The organism is Eggerthella sp. 1_3_56FAA (genome assembly GCF_000185625.1).
GTDB lineage: Bacteria > Actinomycetota > Coriobacteriia > Coriobacteriales > Eggerthellaceae > Eggerthella > Eggerthella lenta.
The window spans coordinates 1,059,823-1,077,596 of the sequence record NZ_GL622580.1 but is presented as its reverse complement, the minus strand read 5'-3'; the positions used below and the strand labels follow the sequence as shown (position 1 = coordinate 1,077,596).

General features: G+C 62.8%; 13 protein-coding genes. 6 read left to right on the top strand and 7 right to left on the bottom strand.

The window, feature by feature from the left end:
* The 3 genes from HMPREF1023_RS09810 to HMPREF1023_RS09800 all read right to left on the bottom strand — a co-directional run.
* The coding region (locus tag HMPREF1023_RS09810) for a DmsC/YnfH family molybdoenzyme membrane anchor subunit (protein WP_009306127.1) at positions 1-573 on the bottom strand (573 nt) is incomplete at its 3' end.
* Positions 573-1,202, bottom strand: a complete 630-nt coding sequence (locus tag HMPREF1023_RS09805; RefSeq protein WP_009306126.1) for a 4Fe-4S dicluster domain-containing protein — start codon at positions 1,200-1,202, stop codon at positions 573-575. The genes HMPREF1023_RS09810 and HMPREF1023_RS09805, both read right to left, overlap by 1 nt.
* Before the next feature lie 3 nt (positions 1,203-1,205).
* The gene (locus HMPREF1023_RS09800; protein WP_009306125.1) at positions 1,206-4,094 is read right to left on the bottom strand and encodes a molybdopterin-dependent oxidoreductase; all 2,889 of its coding nucleotides are present in this window, start codon (positions 4,092-4,094) and stop codon (positions 1,206-1,208) included.
* Positions 4,095-4,406: 312 nt separating this feature from the next.
* Between HMPREF1023_RS09800 and HMPREF1023_RS09795 the strand changes: the two genes are divergently transcribed.
* Positions 4,407-5,336, top strand: a complete 930-nt coding sequence (locus tag HMPREF1023_RS09795) for a LysR family transcriptional regulator (RefSeq protein WP_009306124.1) — start codon at positions 4,407-4,409, stop codon at positions 5,334-5,336.
* A gap of 233 nt (positions 5,337-5,569) precedes the next feature.
* Here the strand turns inward: HMPREF1023_RS09795 and HMPREF1023_RS09790 are convergent, their stop codons facing one another.
* Entirely contained in the window at positions 5,570-6,754 is a 1,185-nt protein-coding gene (locus tag HMPREF1023_RS09790) for a 4Fe-4S binding protein (RefSeq protein WP_009306123.1), read from the bottom strand.
* Positions 6,755-6,996: 242 nt separating this feature from the next.
* Here HMPREF1023_RS09790 and HMPREF1023_RS09785 point away from each other — a divergent pair, with 242 nt between their 5' ends.
* From HMPREF1023_RS09785 to HMPREF1023_RS09765, 5 genes are all read left to right on the top strand, one after another.
* Positions 6,997-7,887, top strand: coding sequence for a hypothetical protein (locus HMPREF1023_RS09785; RefSeq protein ID WP_009306122.1), 891 nt, complete (start codon positions 6,997-6,999; stop codon positions 7,885-7,887).
* Between the two features lie 2 nt (positions 7,888-7,889).
* Complete coding sequence (locus tag HMPREF1023_RS09780; protein WP_009306121.1) at positions 7,890-8,600, top strand: molecular chaperone; 711 nt, start codon at positions 7,890-7,892, stop codon at positions 8,598-8,600.
* A 25-nt stretch (positions 8,601-8,625) separates the two neighbouring features.
* On the top strand, positions 8,626-9,267 hold the full coding sequence (locus HMPREF1023_RS09775; RefSeq protein WP_009306120.1) for a 4Fe-4S dicluster domain-containing protein: 642 nt from the start codon (positions 8,626-8,628) through the stop codon (positions 9,265-9,267).
* A gap of 9 nt (positions 9,268-9,276) precedes the next feature.
* Positions 9,277-10,275 carry a 4Fe-4S binding protein gene (locus HMPREF1023_RS09770; protein WP_009306119.1) on the top strand — a complete coding sequence of 333 codons (999 nt, stop codon included), beginning with the start codon at positions 9,277-9,279 and terminating at the stop codon, positions 10,273-10,275.
* 218 nt (positions 10,276-10,493) lie between these two features.
* The gene (locus tag HMPREF1023_RS09765) at positions 10,494-12,332 is read left to right on the top strand and encodes a UvrD-helicase domain-containing protein (protein ID WP_009306118.1); all 1,839 of its coding nucleotides are present in this window, start codon (positions 10,494-10,496) and stop codon (positions 12,330-12,332) included.
* A gap of 103 nt (positions 12,333-12,435) precedes the next feature.
* Here the strand turns inward: HMPREF1023_RS09765 and HMPREF1023_RS09760 are convergent, their stop codons facing one another.
* The 3 genes from HMPREF1023_RS09760 to HMPREF1023_RS09750 form a co-directional block, all read right to left on the bottom strand.
* Complete coding sequence (locus tag HMPREF1023_RS09760) at positions 12,436-13,842, bottom strand: helix-turn-helix transcriptional regulator (protein ID WP_015760011.1); 1,407 nt, start codon at positions 13,840-13,842, stop codon at positions 12,436-12,438.
* 171 nt (positions 13,843-14,013) lie between these two features.
* Positions 14,014-15,834, bottom strand: a complete 1,821-nt coding sequence (locus HMPREF1023_RS09755) for a flavocytochrome c (RefSeq protein ID WP_035578797.1) — start codon at positions 15,832-15,834, stop codon at positions 14,014-14,016.
* Between the two features lie 532 nt (positions 15,835-16,366).
* Positions 16,367-17,698, bottom strand: a complete 1,332-nt coding sequence (locus HMPREF1023_RS09750; protein WP_009306115.1) for a serine dehydratase subunit alpha family protein — start codon at positions 17,696-17,698, stop codon at positions 16,367-16,369.
* Positions 17,699-17,774 lie beyond the last annotated feature (76 nt).

Genomic DNA, 17,774 nt, shown 5'->3' with positions numbered 1-17,774 from the left:
GGCGGCGCCTACGAGGGCGGCGAGGCCTGCGGGAGCCCCGGCGTCGGCCGCGCGCCCGGCGGGCTGACCTGCGGGCGGCGCTGCGGCCATGAGGAACGCGAACGTCGCCGGTCCCAGCACGCAGGCGTTGCCCAGGACGTAGAGGATCCACAGCACGCTATCCCACGCCGGCCTCGCGGCCATCGTGTACGAGTGCGCCATCACGGCCACCAGCGCGACCGACAGCGCGACCGACAGCCACGCCAGCCACTTCGGCACGCTCGCGCCGTCGTCGGACTTGCGCAGCATGACCAGGTAGGCCACGGCGACGGCCGCCAGCACGACGATGGCGATCAGCTCCTGGGTGATGCCGCTCGTCAGGTGGCCGAAGCCGTTGAAGATGCGCTCCCAGTGCTCGAGGTGGAAGAACACCGCGATCCCGCCGACGGCCAGAAGGACGGCGCTCGCGATCCAGGCCGGGACCTGCGCCTTCTTCCCGACGCCGAACGCGGCCATCAGCGCCTGCGTCCCGAACAGCCCCGCGCTCCACGCCACCAGCGTGGTGAACACGATCAAAGGCCACTGGAGCTCCATTATTCACCGCCTCCTTGCCATTCATGGTCACGCAGGATATAGCGCACCGACGGATTGTTTCCCACATTAGGCAGCACGTGCACGTCTTCATCCGTGAAGGGCTTGCAGAACTCCCCGAGAACAATGCGCTCGGTTCCGTTTTCCGCACCTTCGAACGATTCGATGCCCTTATCCAAATCACCGAAGAAGCGCGCCATGCCACCGCATTGGCTGACGCATTGCGGCAGCTCGCCCTGGGCGATCTTCTGCTCGCAAAGGGTGCACTTCTCAACCACGCGCTCCTGCTCGTTCAAGTAACGAACGTTGTAGGGACAAGCCATCGCGCAGAACTGGCAGCCGATGCACTTGGACTTGTCAACCTGCACCGTGCCGTCCTCAAGCTTGTGCGAGGCGCCCGTCGGGCACACCTTCACGCACTCGGGGTCGGCGCAGTGCTGGCACTGCACGGGCAGGAAGTAAAGATAAGAATCCGCATCCTGCGCACCTTGTATAGAAGCATTCGGCCCGATGCGTAAAACCTTGTTCCAAAAACTGCCAATGGGCACATCGTTCACGGCTTTGCATGCGACAGCGCATGCCAAGCACCCGACGCACCGATTCAAGTCGGTGACAATAGCATACTGGGTCATGGCCTACTCCCTCCCTTCGTACGTCGGCAGCCATTCTTTGAGACGAGGATCGGAAGCATCGTGGATGATCTCAACGCCGTTGTGGTCGCAAGGCACCGGATTGCCGAACGGGGAGTTCTCGGGCGTTGCCTTGTATATCTTGCCGAGGTACGCACGCAGGTTAGACGCGCCGCAATGCGGATCGCGCGCCCAGTTGTCTATCAAGTGGTTGACCGCGCATAGCTCGTGGCCCGATCCCGATTGCTTGAATTCCGGGAACCACCACTGATGCTCGCAATTGATAGTGCCGGGACGGATCCCGTAGTACAAATCGGCAACCTCGCGAATCTTCCCATATGGCGTCTCAATCCAAACCCAATCTCCCTGTTCTATGCCATACGTGGCGGCATCGTCTGGATTGATTTCCACGCGCGGCACCGGCCATTGCTCGCGACACCACGGCAGCTGCCGGTGCTCGGAATGGAAGTACACGGGAATGCGGCGTCCCGTAGTGATGATCAGCGGGTATTCTTTGTACATGTCAGGATCGCTCACAGGACTGTGCGGTGGTTCGCGATACGTGGGAAGATTCCACTCGCCATCGGGATGGAACGACTCCATGACCGTAGACCATATTTCGATCTTCTTTGTCGGAGTGTAGAACCCGGGAAGCCAATCACCTTGAGAACCTACGAACCCACCCGCATTGCGAGCGCGATTCGCACCGGTTTCGTAGCGGCGATACGTTCCCCACAATTCCGGTTCAGTTTCCTTGCAATCCCACCAGCCATGTTCCTGGAAACGCTGCTCGAATACCTTCCATCCCTTCGGCTCGAAACCCGCCACCGACATGTCCAGCATTTCCTCGACGCTAGGATATTCAGGATAACCAGGAATAACGTTATAGGGGAGGCCTTTGTATTCGTACAACATGCGAATGATCTCGCCGTCGAACTTCGCTTCACCAGGCGGGTCGATGCATTTGACCGTCGCGCCCATAGCGCCCGAAGCGCCCTGGGATGAACGCGGACTGGACAACTCCAAGAAATGAGCGGCAGGCAAAACGATGTCGCACAAACCACCGCCAGGAGTGTGCCACAGGTTGCATTCCACATAAAAATCGAGCTTCTTGAGAGCCTCCCATGTCGTGGTGGTGTTGCACTGGTTCATGAAGTTCCCCGACGAATTGAACGCGCCAACGACCGGATACGGTTCTCCGGTGAGCACCGCATTCCACGTAGCCGCAGCATCGGCCCACATGCCCCACCAATACAGCAGCGGAATCTCATCGCGACCTAAGATCTTCTCCATCTGCCCCGGCGAAAGCATGGGCATGCCCGAACCGTTGTTGGCAAAACCCATCTGACCGCCCTCGATGGGAGCGCGCGTTGACGCACGCTGACCGCCCGGCGTATCGTAATTTCCCGTGATGGCCGTCAGATAATCAAGCGCGCGCACATTCTGGATGGCGGTATTCGCATGCTCGGTGGCCAGCATGTACTGAATACCGCCATTGCCATAACCCTTTTCCGGATGAAGGGGCGTGCCGTAAGCCATAGCCGCCGCACGAATCTGATCGGCCGGAACCCCGGTGATTTCCTCAGCGACTTCAGGAGTGTATTCCGCGCAGCGATCGGCGTACTTTTGAAACACCGGCTGCACCTTATGCGTCGACCCGTCTTTGAGCGTCACTTCGAATTCCCCAAACAACGCCGGATCTATTTCAGGGTCGAACGGAGTAGGATCAATGACAAAACCTTGATGGAAGCCAGGCGCGAGATTCTCCTGCGAAGCTTCCTTCCCGGCCGTCGGCTTCGTCCATTCCTCACCTTCCCAAAAACCGGTTTCGGAATCGAAATAGGTCAGCCTCCCAGCAAGGTTGTCCCAAACCATAAAACGCTTTGGGCTTCCGTCCTCCAGCAGATCCGATTCCTTCAGCAAATGCGTCTTGAGTTCGAATGGGGTCATGACAATGGGCGAAGCCTCGGTCCAGCCGGTCGGCTCCATGTCTTCGCACACGAGAAACGGACCGTTGGTCCACTTCTTCGTGAACAACTCGTCGTACAGATTGTTTTCAATGATGACGTTCGTCCAAGCCAACGCCATCGCCCCATCGGTACCGGGTCGCAGGTGCAGCTGGAAGTCCGCCTCTTTACCCATGTTCGTTTCGCGCGGATCGACGCAAATGTGCGTGGTCGAGCGCGTCGCCACATCCACAGTGGTGCGGCAGCTGTCATCGTAGTTCGACATCTCGGATGCACCGCCCCAGGCCACGTACACATCAGGATGGGCAACCGTCTCCATCCAGCTGTCGGCGAAGCTCGAGCACATAAGAGTGGCGAAATGGCGCGGGCCCTTGCAGATCTGCCACGCCTGCACGATGTTCGGCGAATCCCACAGGTACATGCCGTTGGACGCTCCGAACATGCACCACACGCGCGACGTGCCGCACATGCCGAACAGCGATTCGCCTCCGTAGCGCGCTTGCAGCTCGTCGAATTTCGACACGATCGTGGTCATGGCCTCATCCCAAGAAATACGCACCCAACCGGGATCATCGGATTCCTTGTCGTTCGTTCGTTTCATAGGATAATGCAGACGATCAGGATGGTATGCCGCCTGAATGGCCGCTTGCGATTTGGTGCAGCAGTTCCCCATCGACTGGAACGCCGTAGGGTCGCCCTCCATCCGAACGACACGCCCGTTCTGCACTACGGCGATAACGCCGCATTCCATTTTGCCGCAGCCGCGACACCCTGTTCGGATACGCTTGATGTCACCTCCCACCGGCTTATCGACGGCATCGTCAGCAACAGCCAAACTCGGCTCAGCCAACGCGGAGATGCCGAACGCCGCGCCTGTCACGACCGAGACTTTGACGAAATCCCGTCGCGACATATGCAGTTTACCCATACCCTCCTCCTTATTTTCGACCCTGCCCACGACGACCCCATTAAGGAGATCGCATCTTCCTTCAGTATGAAAAGCAACTCGAAGATAGGGAAATAACGTTTCGGCACACATCGCCCCGCATGCATTCCGATTCAAGCCCCTCCCATTCCGATGCGTTATAAGACCATGCCAACAGGCCTAAGGAAAGCGCGTGTACCTCTCAAAATCACCCAGGATGCTACAATGGCTTTTAAGACGAGCGATGCTGGGGGGGCATCGAACCTCGCAATGCAATCGCCGAATGGGTTTTCATTCGGCGGAGGGGGGGTCATCATGAACATCGAATCCTGCAGAGAATTCATCGAGCTCGCTCAATGTCTGAACTTCACCGAGGCGGCCGGAAACCTCAACATCACCCAACCGGCATTGAGCAAGCACATGCTCGCCCTTGAAAAAGAATTCGGAATAGAACTGCTTGATCGAGGGAAAAAAGGAGTTCAGCTAACCGAAGGCGGACGCATCTTGTTCGAAAGCGCCGGGGTCATCGTGAACGAATACGACAAGACCAGAAACACGCTCGAACAGCTCAAAGCGAAGCGCCCTATTCACGTGGTCGGACACATGGAAGACTCCGACATAGCCTCCCTCGCTTCTATGACGGCAATGATCGCCCGCGAAAATCATCACGCGAACATCGTTTTCGACCGCAACATCGACGACCCCTTCACGTTGCTATCGAGAGAGTCCATCGATTTGTTCATCGGATACACCAACCCCCGTCACGCCGAACAAGAGGGATTGATCAGTAGGCCGTTCGTGTCGATTCAATTGCTCGCAATCGTAGAAAACGACCATCCGCTTGCCAACCGAACCTCGATCTCGTGGAAAGATCTGCAAACGCAAACGCTGGTGAAATTCATGAGCGACAAGACGAACCCTGCCTGGGATCAAATCGAAGCCGCATGTATCGATTACGGATTCGAGCCCAAGACCAGGCCCGTATCGGCAGGCAACGACGTGGAGTTCTTCAGCACACCGCTCAGAGGCAACGTCCTCATATGGAAAAAGACGCAAAAGCAGATCGGCTTACTGCTGGAAACCGGAAAGCGCACCGGTATACCGATCGAGGAAAAAGACAAGAACCTCGTAGCATACGCCGTCTACCATCCTAGAAACGAAGAACGCTTACGCGATTTCTTCGCTGCGGCAGAAGAGGCCCAAACTCTTCTCGACCGGCGTAAGGATCGCAAAAGCGAGCAGTAGCCGCTGGTTGCCACGACGCCCTCGAAGTCTCCTTCGAGGGCGTTCTGTCGTTTGCAAGAAGGGTCTGGAGAGGCAAATCGCGCTCGAAGGGGCTTCGAGGCCGGGGTAGGTCGGGAGGGTGGAATCCGGATGTTTCACGTGAAACATCCGTTCTTTTACGGCCGGTGTTTCGCGTGAAACATTTTGCGGAAAGGACTCCTTCCCTTCCCGTGCGCCACCCCAACGCCCCGCTCCTAGCGCTCGTACACCTGGTCGCAGTTGAGCAGATCCTTCATGGAGTGCCAGATCTGGTGCGGGTTGCCCGGCGGGTTCTTGAGCGGCTTCATCGGATAGCGCTCCTGCGCGCCCGACAGCAGATCGACGGCGAACACTTCGTCGGACAGCTCGAGCGCGCCTTCCGGGCAGATGTCGGTGCAGCAGCGGCACTTCACGCAATCGACCGGGCGATGCGTCACGCCGATCGAGCCGTCTTCGTCCGCGTACTTCGCGATGGCCCCGGTGGGGCAGAACGTGGCGCACATCTGGCACGACGAGCACTTCTCGGGATCGATGATCACATGGCCCCACAAGCGCGTGTCCATGAGCACATCCTGCGGCTGCCCCAACGAATCGAGCGCGGCCAGCAAACGTTCGCGGCGGTCGGGAATGAAGTGAGGCAGCGTGCCGTCCTTGCCCACCTTCACGAACCTCGGCTCCCGCCGCTCCTCCACACCCAATGCGTCCTTGACGGCGTAGTCGGCCGTCACCGCCGCAACGTTCTTAGCCTCGTCCTTCATGCTGGCGAAGAAACCCCGACGGCTTGCATCATAGCCCTCGTCACCTGACCGGCGAACGAACGAGGGGAGCTTCTCCACCAGGTCGATGCGCATATCGTTGTTCCAGGTTTCCAGCAGCGCGCTCGCCGTGTCGCACACGACCTGCGCCATCTCGGAACCCGAAACATGCTCGCATTGCGCGCAGCGCGCCTGCACGAGGCTCACTCGGTGCACTCCCAGCGCCGCCAGCATGACCAGCAAGCTTTCCTCCACGCGCCCCAGGCACGTGACGCCCACCACCTTCTCGGGGTCGTACAACCCGTCGGCCGCGGCAAGCAGCTGATCGCAGGCGATAACCACCTGGCCGTCAGCCGGGTCAGCCGCCGCACGACACGCCTGCAACAGCTCGGCATCGTTCGGGCGATGCGCTTCGAGCGCGCAGGTGGGACACACGGTAGCGCAGGTTCCGCACCCGATGCACCGCTCGGGTTCGATGACCAGCTCGTTGTCGTCGTAGGAGATGCAACCGCTCGTGCACACATCGGCGCACTTCATGCACGTTGCGTTGCGATTGCGCACAACAGCGCAACGGCCCTGATGAACCGTAATGTCGGCGCTCTGAAGTTGTTCGAGCAGACCGAGGAAATTCGTCACGTGAGCCATGACTTCACCCTTTCTCGTCTACCCCCTTGCACCGCACAGTATAACCACTTTCGCCGTCTCACGCGAGAAAAAACGCGCTTGACACCTTCGGCGAGCCTCCCCTATCATGTGGCCTTGGGGAGTCCGCCGGCACGCCGATCGCGTGCGAAGCGGACATTGTTTGCAAAAGTGGGAACCTCAGGGGTGAGGTTTCGCGGTGCTGTGCGCCGTAAGTGCAAACAATGTCTGACGAGGGGCGGAACATGACTCACGATTCCACGAACCAGCATCTTTCTCTTGAGCCCGACTACGACGGGTTCGATCCACTTGAAGATTTCGAAGACGATGCGACCGAGGTCGAAGGCCGTGCCGACGAGTTCGTCGCCACGGTGAGCGCCGCCGAAGACGCGCTCGCTCACGACGCGATGGCACCCGCCACGCCCGCCATCTGCGAAAAGCCCGCTGAAGAGCGCATCGCCGACTTGTTGGAGGCCATGGCGCCGCGCCGCACGGTGCTGCTGGGCATCCTGGCCGCCTGCGCCGAGCCGCAGCCGGCATCCGCCGTGAACGCTCGCGTCGACGAGCTGCAGGAGAACAACTTCTCGGTGTACAGCGCGGCCAACCTGTGCTCCTTGCTGGAGAAGGCGGGCGCCATCGAGCGCGTCACGGCCGAGGGCGAACCCGCGGAGGACATCGAAATCGAGCCACAGACCGTCGTCGTCGACGGCGTCGAATACCTGGAAGCCCGCGAACCCGTCGAGATCTACTGGCACATCACCGAGCCGGGCCGCGCGGCGCTTGAGGCCGACAAACCGCTCGAGCGCCTGCGCGCCCTCCTGGACGAAGATGCCGCCTACGCGCCCATCTACCAGCGCATCCTCCGCTTGTGCACAGCAGACGGCGGCGCCACGACACCCGCCATCAACAACGCGGTCGACCACAACCCGCTGGTGCAGAAGCCGCGCTTCTACGCGCCCCACTTCGTCGACCGCCTGGAGAAATGCGACGCGCTGGCCTGGAAGAAGGCGTGGTGCATCACCGACATCGGACGCGCCGGCCTCGATATGCTGGCAGACGTCGTAGACGAGAACGCGCCCGCCACCCAGCCCGAAACCCCCGCAACCCCTGATCCCGCCGCATCCAAGGAGGACTAACCATGACCGAAGCAACCGCGCCCGCAACCGAGACCCTCGCCGACGAAGCGACCATGCAGGAGCTCGTCAAACTGAACGAGCAGCGCGCCGCCACGTACGGCCTGCTGTCGCGCCTGTACCGCGTGGAGGTGGACCAGCCCCTTCTCGACGAGCTGCGCAGCATGCGCTTCCCCGCCAAGACGGGCAACGAGAACGTGGACGAGGGCTACCGCCTGCTGGCCACGTACCTGAGCAACACCTGGGACAACAGCGTCACCGACCTCGCCATCGACTACGTGCGCGTGTTCATCGGACACGGCATCGACGCGTTCTCGGCCGCCTACCCGTTCGAATCGGTGTACACCTCCGAGAAGCGCCTGCTCATGCAGGAAGCACGCGACGAGGTGCTGGCCATCTACCGCAGCGCAGGCCTCGACAAGCAGGACACATGGAAAGAGGGCGAGGATCATATCGCGCTCGAGCTGGAATTCGAGCAGATCATGGCCACGCGCACGGTCGAAGCGCTGCGCAAAGGCGACGAAGACGAGGCCGTCGCGCTGCTGACCACGCAGAAGAACTTTCTCGAAGACCATCTGGCGGCATGGGCTCCCATGATGACCTCCGACATGAAGCGATTCGCGCAAACCGACTTCTACCGGGGCTTGGCGTACTTGACGGACGGGTTCCTCCAAACCGACCAAACGTTCCTCGACGACGTGCTGGCCGAAGACTAACTGCACAGGATCGAAAGAAGGAGCGATGGACAACAAGCAGGAGAAAACCTACGCCGGCATGACGCGACGCACGCTGTGCCTGGGCGCAGGCGGCGCTGCGGTCATGCTAGGTCTAGGCGGATTGAAGTACGCGGGATCGCAACCGCTCGTGCGCCCGCCGGGAGGCCAGGACGAGGAACGGCTCATCTCGGCCTGCATCCGCTGCGAGAAGTGCTACGAGATCTGCCCGCGCGACGTCATCGCGCCCGCCCACCTCGAGGACGGTGTGCTGAACATGCGCACCCCCACGTTCGACTTCTCGGCCAACTGGTGCGACTGGTGCGCCGAAGAGCACGACGGCACCCCGTTGTGCGTGAGCGCCTGCCCCACCGAAGCGCTCAAGCTGCCCGACGACGCCACGGCCGAGAACACCATCATCGGCAAAGCCGTTATCAACACGGACTGGTGCTTGGCGTACAAGCTGATCGGATGCCGGTTTTGCTACGACGCCTGTCCCTACGAGGCCATGGAGCTCGACGAGAACAACCGCCCCGTCGTGATCGAGGACAAGTGCAACGGCTGCGGCGCGTGCGAGAGCGTGTGCGTCTCGCTGCAGAACGGCTCCATCTCCGAAGGAGCCACCGCGCGCGCCATCGTCGTCCACCCGCTTGACGAAGTTGAAGGATAAGGTGCCCTCATGAAGAAGAACTCCAAGAAGCTGCGCACCCTCGTCGCACTGGCCATCGTGGCCGTCGTCGCCGTCGGCTTCGTCACGAACGTCGGGATCGGCACCATGTCGGCACCGGGCATCTGGGACATCTCCATCCTATGCCCGCTGGGCGCCTTGGGAACGATGCTCGCCTCCAAGATGATGGTGCCGCGCGCCGTAATCTCGCTGATCGTGATGGTGCTGCTCATCGTTCTGTTCGCCCGCGCGTTCTGCGGATGGATTTGCCCCGTGCCGCTCGTGCAGAAGTTGCGCGGCTTGTTCGCGAAGAAGCAACCCGTCGAACGCGGCGACGATGCCGATCCTGCCGCGGCGCCGCTCACGAAAGTCGAGATCGACGCGCTGGGCGTTTCATGCTCGAAGGGGTCGAAGAATGGCAGCGGATGCGCGTCCTGCGCCTCCAAGCGCGGAGCCGCGCTCGATGCTCGCCACTTCGTGCTGGGCGGCGCGCTGGCGTCCACCTTCATCTTTGGATTCCCGGTGTTCTGCCTCGTCTGCCCCATCGGACTCACGTTCGCCACCATCCTGCTGGTCATCAACCTGTTCTCACACGGCGATGTCACCTGGTCGCTCATCGTGGTGCCCGCGCTGCTTATCGCCGAGGTGCTGCTGTTCAAGAAGTGGTGCCATAAGCTGTGCCCGCTTTCGGCGTTCATGAGCCTGATCGCGAAGGCGAACAAGACCTTCGTGCCCACGATCGACGATGCGAAGTGCCTGGAAACGGCGAAGGGCGGCGCGTGCGGGGCCTGCGGCCGCGTCTGCGAGGAGGGCATCGACCCGCGCCACCCGCAGCTTTCGCAGGCGGCATGGAGCGAGTGCACCAAGTGCCGCGCCTGCGTGGACGCATGCCCTGCGAACGCGATCACCATGCCGCTGCTGCCGCGGCGAACGCCGTCTACCGCAGAACCTGTCGCCGTGCCAACGAACGCCGAGAAGATCGACGCGGAGAATGCGCGCCCCGTTCCGTAAAGCCCCTCCTGCGCGACCCGGCTCGCAGCTGCAGCGGTCTGGTCGCGCATCCGGAATCGGGCCGAGCCCGACCCCGGGCAAAAGGCGGCTTGGCAAGGGCTTTGGGGGACGAGCCGCCTTTTGCCCGGGAGCGACATCCCCGCTCCCCCTCCCTGCGAAAAGAGGGATGCCGCTTCCGGCCTTCATCTGACAACCACGACGTGGGAGGACGAAAACCCATGGCATACGAAACGACAAGCGAATCGACCGAGGCCCTGCTCGTCACCGGAGGCGTCGGCACCGGCAAAACGCAACGTCTCGTCGAGCGCGCTGCCGCGCTGCTGGCCGAAAACGCCGCCGCGGGCAACGTGCTCGTGCTGTGCGCGACGCCCCAGGCCGCACGCCTGTTCTCGGAGCGGTTGACAGCCCGCGTCGGTGCCAAGCGCGCTGCCGGCGCAACCGTCGCCACCGCACGCGCCTTAGCGCTCGACGTGCTGGCCGACGACGGCGCGCGCCGCTGGTCGGGGCGCGAGCCGCGACTACTGACCGCCTTCGAAGAGACGTTCCTCATGGAGGACATGAAGGTGAGCGGGCTGCGGCCGAAGCGGCTGCGCGAGATGCTCAAGTTCTTCTACCGCTCGTGGACCGAGCTGGCGGACGACGATCCCGATTGGCTGCTACCGGGCGAGGAGGCCGATGTCCATACGCTGTTGAAAGAGAACCTGGTCTTCATGCGCGCCGTCATAGAACCCGAAGCGGCGAACCTTGCTGCACGCTACCTCCGAGAACACGACGAAGCGCGGGCGGCGCATTCCTACGCGCACGTGTTGATGGACGACTACGCCTGCGCAAGCCGTGCCTCGCAGACGCTGGCGAATCTCGTCGCAACCTGCTCGATCACCGTGGCGGGCGACGCGGAAACCTGCATCGAGACATACGATTCGTACCCCTATGCCGCCGGAATCGACGAATTCCTCGCAACGCATCCCGATGCTGCTTGCGAGCACCTGGATGCCGACGCGCCCGATGCCGTCGAACGGGTCGCTCTGGCAAGCGACACGCCCGAAGCCGAGTTCGAACAGGTGGCGCGCACGGTGGCCGAAGCCGTCGCCGCAGGAACGCCCGCACGGCAGATCGTCGTGGCCGTACCGAACAGCGTGTGGTCGCGCAACATCGCAACCGCTTTGCACGCACGAGGCGTGCCAACCGAAGCGCTCGCCATCTCGCAGCCCCTGCGCGGCGACGTGCGGGACAACGCCCGCTGCACGCCTGCGCGCATCGCCACGGCCCTCAACCTCGTGGCGAACCCAGACGACACCGCGGCTTGGCGGTGCTGGTGTGGATTCGGCGACTACCTGGTGAACAGCGCGGCTTTCGCCAGCCTGCGGACTTGCGCGAAGGAGCGCAGTATCGGCCTCGTGGACGCTTTGGAGATGCTAAGCGAAAACGACTGCGAGCACGTAGTGGGCGCGCAACGCGTGGCGACCGCCTACAAGGACGGTCGCGCGCTCATCGAGCAGGTACGAGGATTGCGGGGCACGGCACTGCTGGACGAGCTGACGCGCATCGTCACCGACGGAGCGGAATCCCAAGCGCCCGCCGTTCTGCGCGAGCTCTGCCTCGAGCACGGCAACGCAGCCGATGAAAACCCGGAAAGCCTTTACGATGCCGATGCTGCGGCGATGGCGCGGCGCATGGCCGAGCGCCTGCTCGCGCCCACGCTGGAGGTTGCCGACGCGGTATCCGTCGTCCCCTACGACTTCGCCTGCGGCTTCTCGCCCGACCTGCTGATCGTCGCCGGCTTCGTGAACGGTTTCATCCCCTCCCGCGACTATTTCGACGCCACGGTGACCCCGCCCGAGCGCCAGGAGAAGATGCGCGCCGTCGACGAACGACGCGTGCGCGCGCTCACAGGAAAGGCCGGCCGCGCGGTGGCGCTGTCGTACTTCACGTCCACCGACCTCGAAAGCGCCGGCAAGCTGAAGCTCAAGATCAGTCGCATCCGCCTCAAGAACGGTATCCGCACCTGCACTATAGAGCCCAGCCTATTCCTGGAGCAAATCGCAGCGCAGGAGTAGCCGCGACTGGGGTGGCTTTCGCAGACCCGCCGATTTGACGATCTCGAAAAGCACGCCTCAGCGAACGAGGCGTGTTTTTCGAGCGAGGATCGGTCGGGGCGAGCTATCCGGCGTCCACACTCTCCAGCAGCTCCAACAGCTCCTCCCGGTTAGCGGTCTTCGTTTTCGCATAAATGTGGTTGAGGTGGGTCTTCACGGTGTTCTTGGAGATGAACAGCTGTTTCTCGATGTAGGCGCCCGTGTGGCCGGTTGCCCAGATGGCCAACACCTCCTGCTCGCGCGGCGATAAGCCGCATTGCACGGCCACGCGCTTCACGCGGAGGGCAAGGGCGTCGACCGCGTCCTCTTCGACGACGGCAGGCGATTTGAGAGACAGAGGCGATCCCATGATGACCAGCAACGCCGCCATAAGCGACAGCAAGATGGCGATGGCCACCGATTCGGACGTGGGCAGCACATCGGTCATGATCTGGCCCAGACAGCTGCCGCCCCATTGGGCGAATCGCATAAGCGCCAGGCACAGCAGCGCCGACAGGCCGTCCTTGAAGAAGGAATCGATGAGCAGAAACCATACCAGGTACTTAACCAGCTCCGCCCCCACCAGCGCCACACTGAACGTAGTGCCGCCCCCGAAAGGATCAAGCGATGCCGGGAGCAGCGAAGCCATAGCCATCAAAGGAAACGCCAGGTAGAAAGCCAACATGGCGTTCTTGCGATAAAAGAGGTACGCCAACAGGATAGCGACGAACGACGCAAGCGCAGGCACGCCGGCCAGCGCGCCGTGGAACTCGGAAGACACCTCGAAACCGCCGATCACGCCGTTCGCCCGCGTCGCCCCGTAGCCGAAGAACGCGAGCGAAATAGCCGCCATCGGCTTCCAGGGAACGCGCGACAACGATACGCGCAGACTGTCGCCGTCCAAAGAAGCGGGCAGCATCCGCACCTCCGATGCGCCCCGTTCCCGTTCGCCCCGCACCGCGATTTCGAGCAGCCCGAACGCGCCGAACGGCAGCAGCACGGAGACCGCGAGCACCGACAGGGCGGGCAACAGCGAGATCAGGGCGAACAAGAGGAATCCGAGCAAGTACGCCGTCCCTGCGCACACGGCGGTGCGCTCCACGCCCTGCACGCTCATGCGCTCTTCCCATCCGAGACGCAGCGTGCTTCCCAAGCCGCTCAGCGCGAAGGCGATCAGCATCCAGCCCATCGGCGCCCGCCCGAAACCGGCAAGCGCGGCAACTACGATGGCCAGGCTCGACACGGCGGCGAACACCGCCAACAGCACGGTGCGTCGCCTAAGAGGAGCCGTCCTGCGCGCTAGCAGCACGAGCACGAGCGCGGCCAAGGCCGTCAGCGCCGCCTGCACAATTTGCGCCTCGCCCACGGGCGCCTCATGGCGCAGGTCGCCGAACAGCACCGATCCGTTCCAGAACACGAAGCTCCAAGCGATGTAGCAAGCCAGCCCCGCGCTGTCGAACAGCATCGCGCGATTGGGTTTGGGGAACGGCACGGCACCGCCTGACCGGGAGGTCTTTTTCGTCGTATCGTCCGCTATGGAAGCGTTGCTGCGCATGCGGCACATACTAGCCGATGGAACGCGTTCGCACAAGGCGAACCCGTCCGAAGCGCAAAGCCGTCGAACGGGTTCTGGGAGAGGGAGGAACGTCAAGGCTGGCGAGCGTTATGCGAGCGCCGCCGCGTTCGCACCGGCCACGCGGCCGAACACGAACACGTCGGTGATGGAGCAAGAGCCCAGGCGGTTCGTACCCATCTTATGGCCGGCCTGCTCGCCGGCCGCGAACAGGCCGGGGATGGGCGCGCCGTCGCTATCGAGCACCTGCGCGTCGGTATTGATGTGCAGGCCGCCCATGGTGTAGTGCACCGACGGCTTGTACGCCAAGATGTAGTAAGGGCCGCCCTCGATAGGATTGAGCGCCGCGCGGTAGTTGAAGTCGGGGTCGGCGCCGTCCTTACAGTAGCCGTTCCACTTCTCCACGGTCTTTTGCAGCTCAGCGGCATCGATGCCGAAAGGTTCACACACCTCGGCAATGGTTTCGCCCTTCGCCAGCTGGCCGCGCCCGAACAAGCCGTCCATCTCGGCCGCGTTCACCGTGGCGATGTCGGTGTGGTCGAGGCCGTCCTGGTTGAAGATCATGTAGCCGATGCCGTCCGTCTGCTCCTTGATGGCGTTGGAGATGACGTCGCGGCGCTCCATCTCCTCGACGAAGCGGTCGCCTTCCTTGTTGATGCAGATGGCTCGATTCTCCAGGCGCATGTTGCCCACGTACAAGAGGGCGCCCGTCTGCGTGTCGCAGGTGGGATACGTCTGGATGTACTGCATGTCGATGAGGTTCGCACCGATCTTCTCGGCCATGACGTGGCAGTCGCCCGTCGCGCCCACCGAGTCGGTGGAGAGTATCTTCTCGTCCATCTCGGGGTTGTACCTCATGCGCATCTCGACGTTGGAGCCGAAGCCGCCGGCCGCGAGGATGACGGCCTTCGCCTTGAAGTCGTAGGTTTCGCCCGTGGCCGTGTTCGTGGCCTTCAGTCCCACGACCGCGCCCGAGGCGTCCTGCACCAGCTCGTCGGCCTTCGTGTTGCGGCACACCTTGAGGTTCTTGAGACCCTCGGCGCGCTTGTCCAGCTTGCAGATGATGCCGCTTCCCTCGTTGCCTTCGGGGATGAGCGAGCGGATGACCGAGTGGCCGCCGAAGAAGCGCTCGTAGGGCTGCCATGCCACGCCTCCGTTGAAGATGAGCCACTCCATGGCGCCGTACGCGCCTTCGCAGATGACGTTGACCAGGTCGGGGTCGCCCACGTGATCGCCGCCGACGATCATGTCCTCGGCCATCTTCTCCACGCTGTCCTCGATGCCGTCCCGCTTCCGGAACCAGTTGTTCGGCACGGCCATGGCGCCGCCGGACAGGATGGTATCGCCGCCGACGATGCCCAGTTTCTCCAACAGCACGACGTTCTTGCCGGCCTCGGCCGCGGTCAGCGCGGCCGCGTAGCCCGCGCCTCCGGCACCCACTACGACGACATCCACATCGGTCGTCAGGCCCTCGGGAGCCTGCGGCACGGCCTTTTCGCGTTTCTTCCATTCGCTCGATTTCATGCCCGAGGCGTCGACGGCATCGGAGACAGCCGCGAGAAAGGCCATAGACGAAACCGTGGCGCCCGTCACCATATCCACGTTGAGCGTCTGGTTCTTCACGATGAGATCGGAAAGCACGTCGATGCCGGCGGTGCCCACGCCGTAGGACTCGCGCGACTTCAACAGGTTGATGCGGGCGATGGAATCGCCCTCGGTGATGACCTCGACAGTAAGCTCGCCGCCCTTGCCGTTGGCCGTGCCGGTCCATGCCTGCGCGCCCTCCCCCGCAGCGCCTGCGACCGTCGACGAGCTTTCGCCTTTCGGGGCGCAACCTGCTATCGCCAGCGTCCCGCCCAAAGCAGCAATAGCTCCACCGGTAATGAAATTTCTACGTGAAAGATTCGACATGACGCCCTCCTTGTTGTGATGGTGCTCGCTTCTCCCGAATATCCCGATTCGGTAGGCCGATGCTACATCGAGAAGGACGCCCACCGCATCGCCGCAGAGGTTTGAACCGAGCGCAATCTTCCGAAAACGCGCATCAAACCTCAGGGGTGATGCCGCTGATCTGGGAATACGAAGAAAAACAGAGGTGAGCCGAGGGGACGGACGGGGTCGACACCTCTTCCCCTCGCTTCGGCCGCTCCGGCCTCGTCCCGGGTGGACGCAAAACGGTAGCCATGACAATTCTCAAGTGCTCGAAATGCGCTTCTCGCTAGAAGCGCGCGCAAAAGGCCTGGTCGCATTTCGAGCCTACGACGATATGCGGCTTCAGGCGAGAGAGAAAATGTCATGGCTGTCGATTCGCGCCCACGTTCGAAGAATTCGAGCGAAGTTCGCCGGTTCGAGACGAGACGTTGACTCATTCCCGTTGACTCCCTGTGACGAGACGAAGGGACGGGGTTGACAGTTCATTACCTCCCTTCGCTCGTCCCGCGATTCACGCTCCCAGCATGATCCTGATGATCTCGTCGTTGGTGGCGCGCATGCCGTCGCGGCCGAGGCGGGCGATGCTGTCGATGGTGTTCTCGACGCCCTTCTTCACGATGCCGTCGCCGCCGTAGAACTGCTGGCCGTCACGGTACATGACGTAGCCCAGGATGCCCGCGTTCACCGAGAACGCGATCTTGCCGGCGCACGAGGGCTTCGCGCCGTCGCACACCATGCCGGCCACGATGGACAGCGCATTCACCACGGCATGACAGGCCTCGCAGTAGCCGCCGCCATCCAAATACGCGATGCCCGCGCCCGCCGCCGCGCCCGCGCACACCGCGCCGCAGAACGCCGACAGCCGCCCGATGCCCGTCTTCTGATGGATAGCCACGAGGTTCGACAGCACGAGCGCACGGTAGAGCTGCTCGTCGGAAGAGCCCAGGTGGCGCGCGTACACGATGAGCGGCACCGACACGGTGATGCCCTGGTTGCCGCTGCCGGAGTTGATGACCACGGGCAGCTCGCAGCCGCTCATGCGCGCGTCAGACGCCGCCGCGGCGCACGCGCACGCGCGTACCTTCACGTCGTCGCCGTAGGCGCCCAGCATGACGCTGCCGATGTTCGCGCCCCAGTCGCCCGCCAGCCCCTCGTCGACGATGGCGCCGTTGCAGGCGATCTGGCGATCCAGCAGGTCTCGCACGTCATCCAGCTCCACGGTCATGGCGAAGTCCCAGATGCCCTCCATCGACAGCACGCCGCGATCGGTCATCCCGTCGGCCGAGCCGCCTTCGGACGGCACCGCCACGTCGCGCAGCACCTCCCCGTCGCGCTCCTCGCGCACGATGTTCGTATGGAAGTCGGCGATGCGCACGAGCGCGCTGCGAGCGGGAGAGGCGCAGGCATCAGCCTCCGCGTCCGCCGCCTGCGCCTCCGCGTCCGAGAACACGCGCACGACGATGTCGAAGTCCAGCTCCGATGCGGCGCGCTCAACCGCGATGGACGCGCGCTCCACATAGGCCGCGATACCCGCAATCTCCTCGGGCGAAACCTCGGCGATCACTTCGAGGCTGCGCTCGGCGCGCCCCGCCACGATGCCCGCAGCCGCAGCGGCCTCGATCCCCTTCAGGCCGCCGGTATGGGGCACCACCACGCTCTTCGCGTTCTTGATGATGCTTCCGCTGGCCTCCACCTCCACGCGGGCAGGTTCCGCGCCCAGCAGTTCGCGCGCCCGCGCGGCCGCCAGCGCGATGGCGATGGGCTCGGTGCATCCCATCGCGGCGACGAGCTCCTCTTCGAGTATGGCCACGTACCGCCCGTATCGCTCGTCCGTCCGCTCCATGAAGCACTCCCTTTCGCCCTGCCCGTCGCATGCAACGCATCATGATAGCACCTCGCGCATGGCGCCGCGCGCCGCC

Excerpts from the sequence above, each read along its gene's own strand:
- HMPREF1023_RS09805 (WP_009306126.1), bottom strand. The coding sequence starts at position 1,202 with ATGACCCAGTATGCTATTGTCACCGACTTGAATCGGTGCGTCGGGTGC.
- HMPREF1023_RS09800 (WP_009306125.1), bottom strand. The coding sequence starts at position 4,094 with ATGGGTAAACTGCATATGTCGCGACGGGATTTCGTCAAAGTCTCGGTC.
- HMPREF1023_RS09795 (WP_009306124.1), top strand. The coding sequence starts at position 4,407 with ATGAACATCGAATCCTGCAGAGAATTCATCGAGCTCGCTCAATGTCTG.
- HMPREF1023_RS09790 (WP_009306123.1), bottom strand. The coding sequence starts at position 6,754 with ATGGCTCACGTGACGAATTTCCTCGGTCTGCTCGAACAACTTCAGAGC.
- HMPREF1023_RS09785 (WP_009306122.1), top strand. The coding sequence starts at position 6,997 with ATGACTCACGATTCCACGAACCAGCATCTTTCTCTTGAGCCCGACTAC.
- HMPREF1023_RS09780 (WP_009306121.1), top strand. The coding sequence starts at position 7,890 with ATGACCGAAGCAACCGCGCCCGCAACCGAGACCCTCGCCGACGAAGCG.
- HMPREF1023_RS09775 (WP_009306120.1), top strand. The coding sequence starts at position 8,626 with ATGGACAACAAGCAGGAGAAAACCTACGCCGGCATGACGCGACGCACG.
- HMPREF1023_RS09770 (WP_009306119.1), top strand. The coding sequence starts at position 9,277 with ATGAAGAAGAACTCCAAGAAGCTGCGCACCCTCGTCGCACTGGCCATC.
- HMPREF1023_RS09765 (WP_009306118.1), top strand. The coding sequence starts at position 10,494 with ATGGCATACGAAACGACAAGCGAATCGACCGAGGCCCTGCTCGTCACC.
- HMPREF1023_RS09755 (WP_035578797.1), bottom strand. The coding sequence starts at position 15,834 with ATGTCGAATCTTTCACGTAGAAATTTCATTACCGGTGGAGCTATTGCT.
- HMPREF1023_RS09750 (WP_009306115.1), bottom strand. The coding sequence starts at position 17,698 with ATGGAGCGGACGGACGAGCGATACGGGCGGTACGTGGCCATACTCGAA.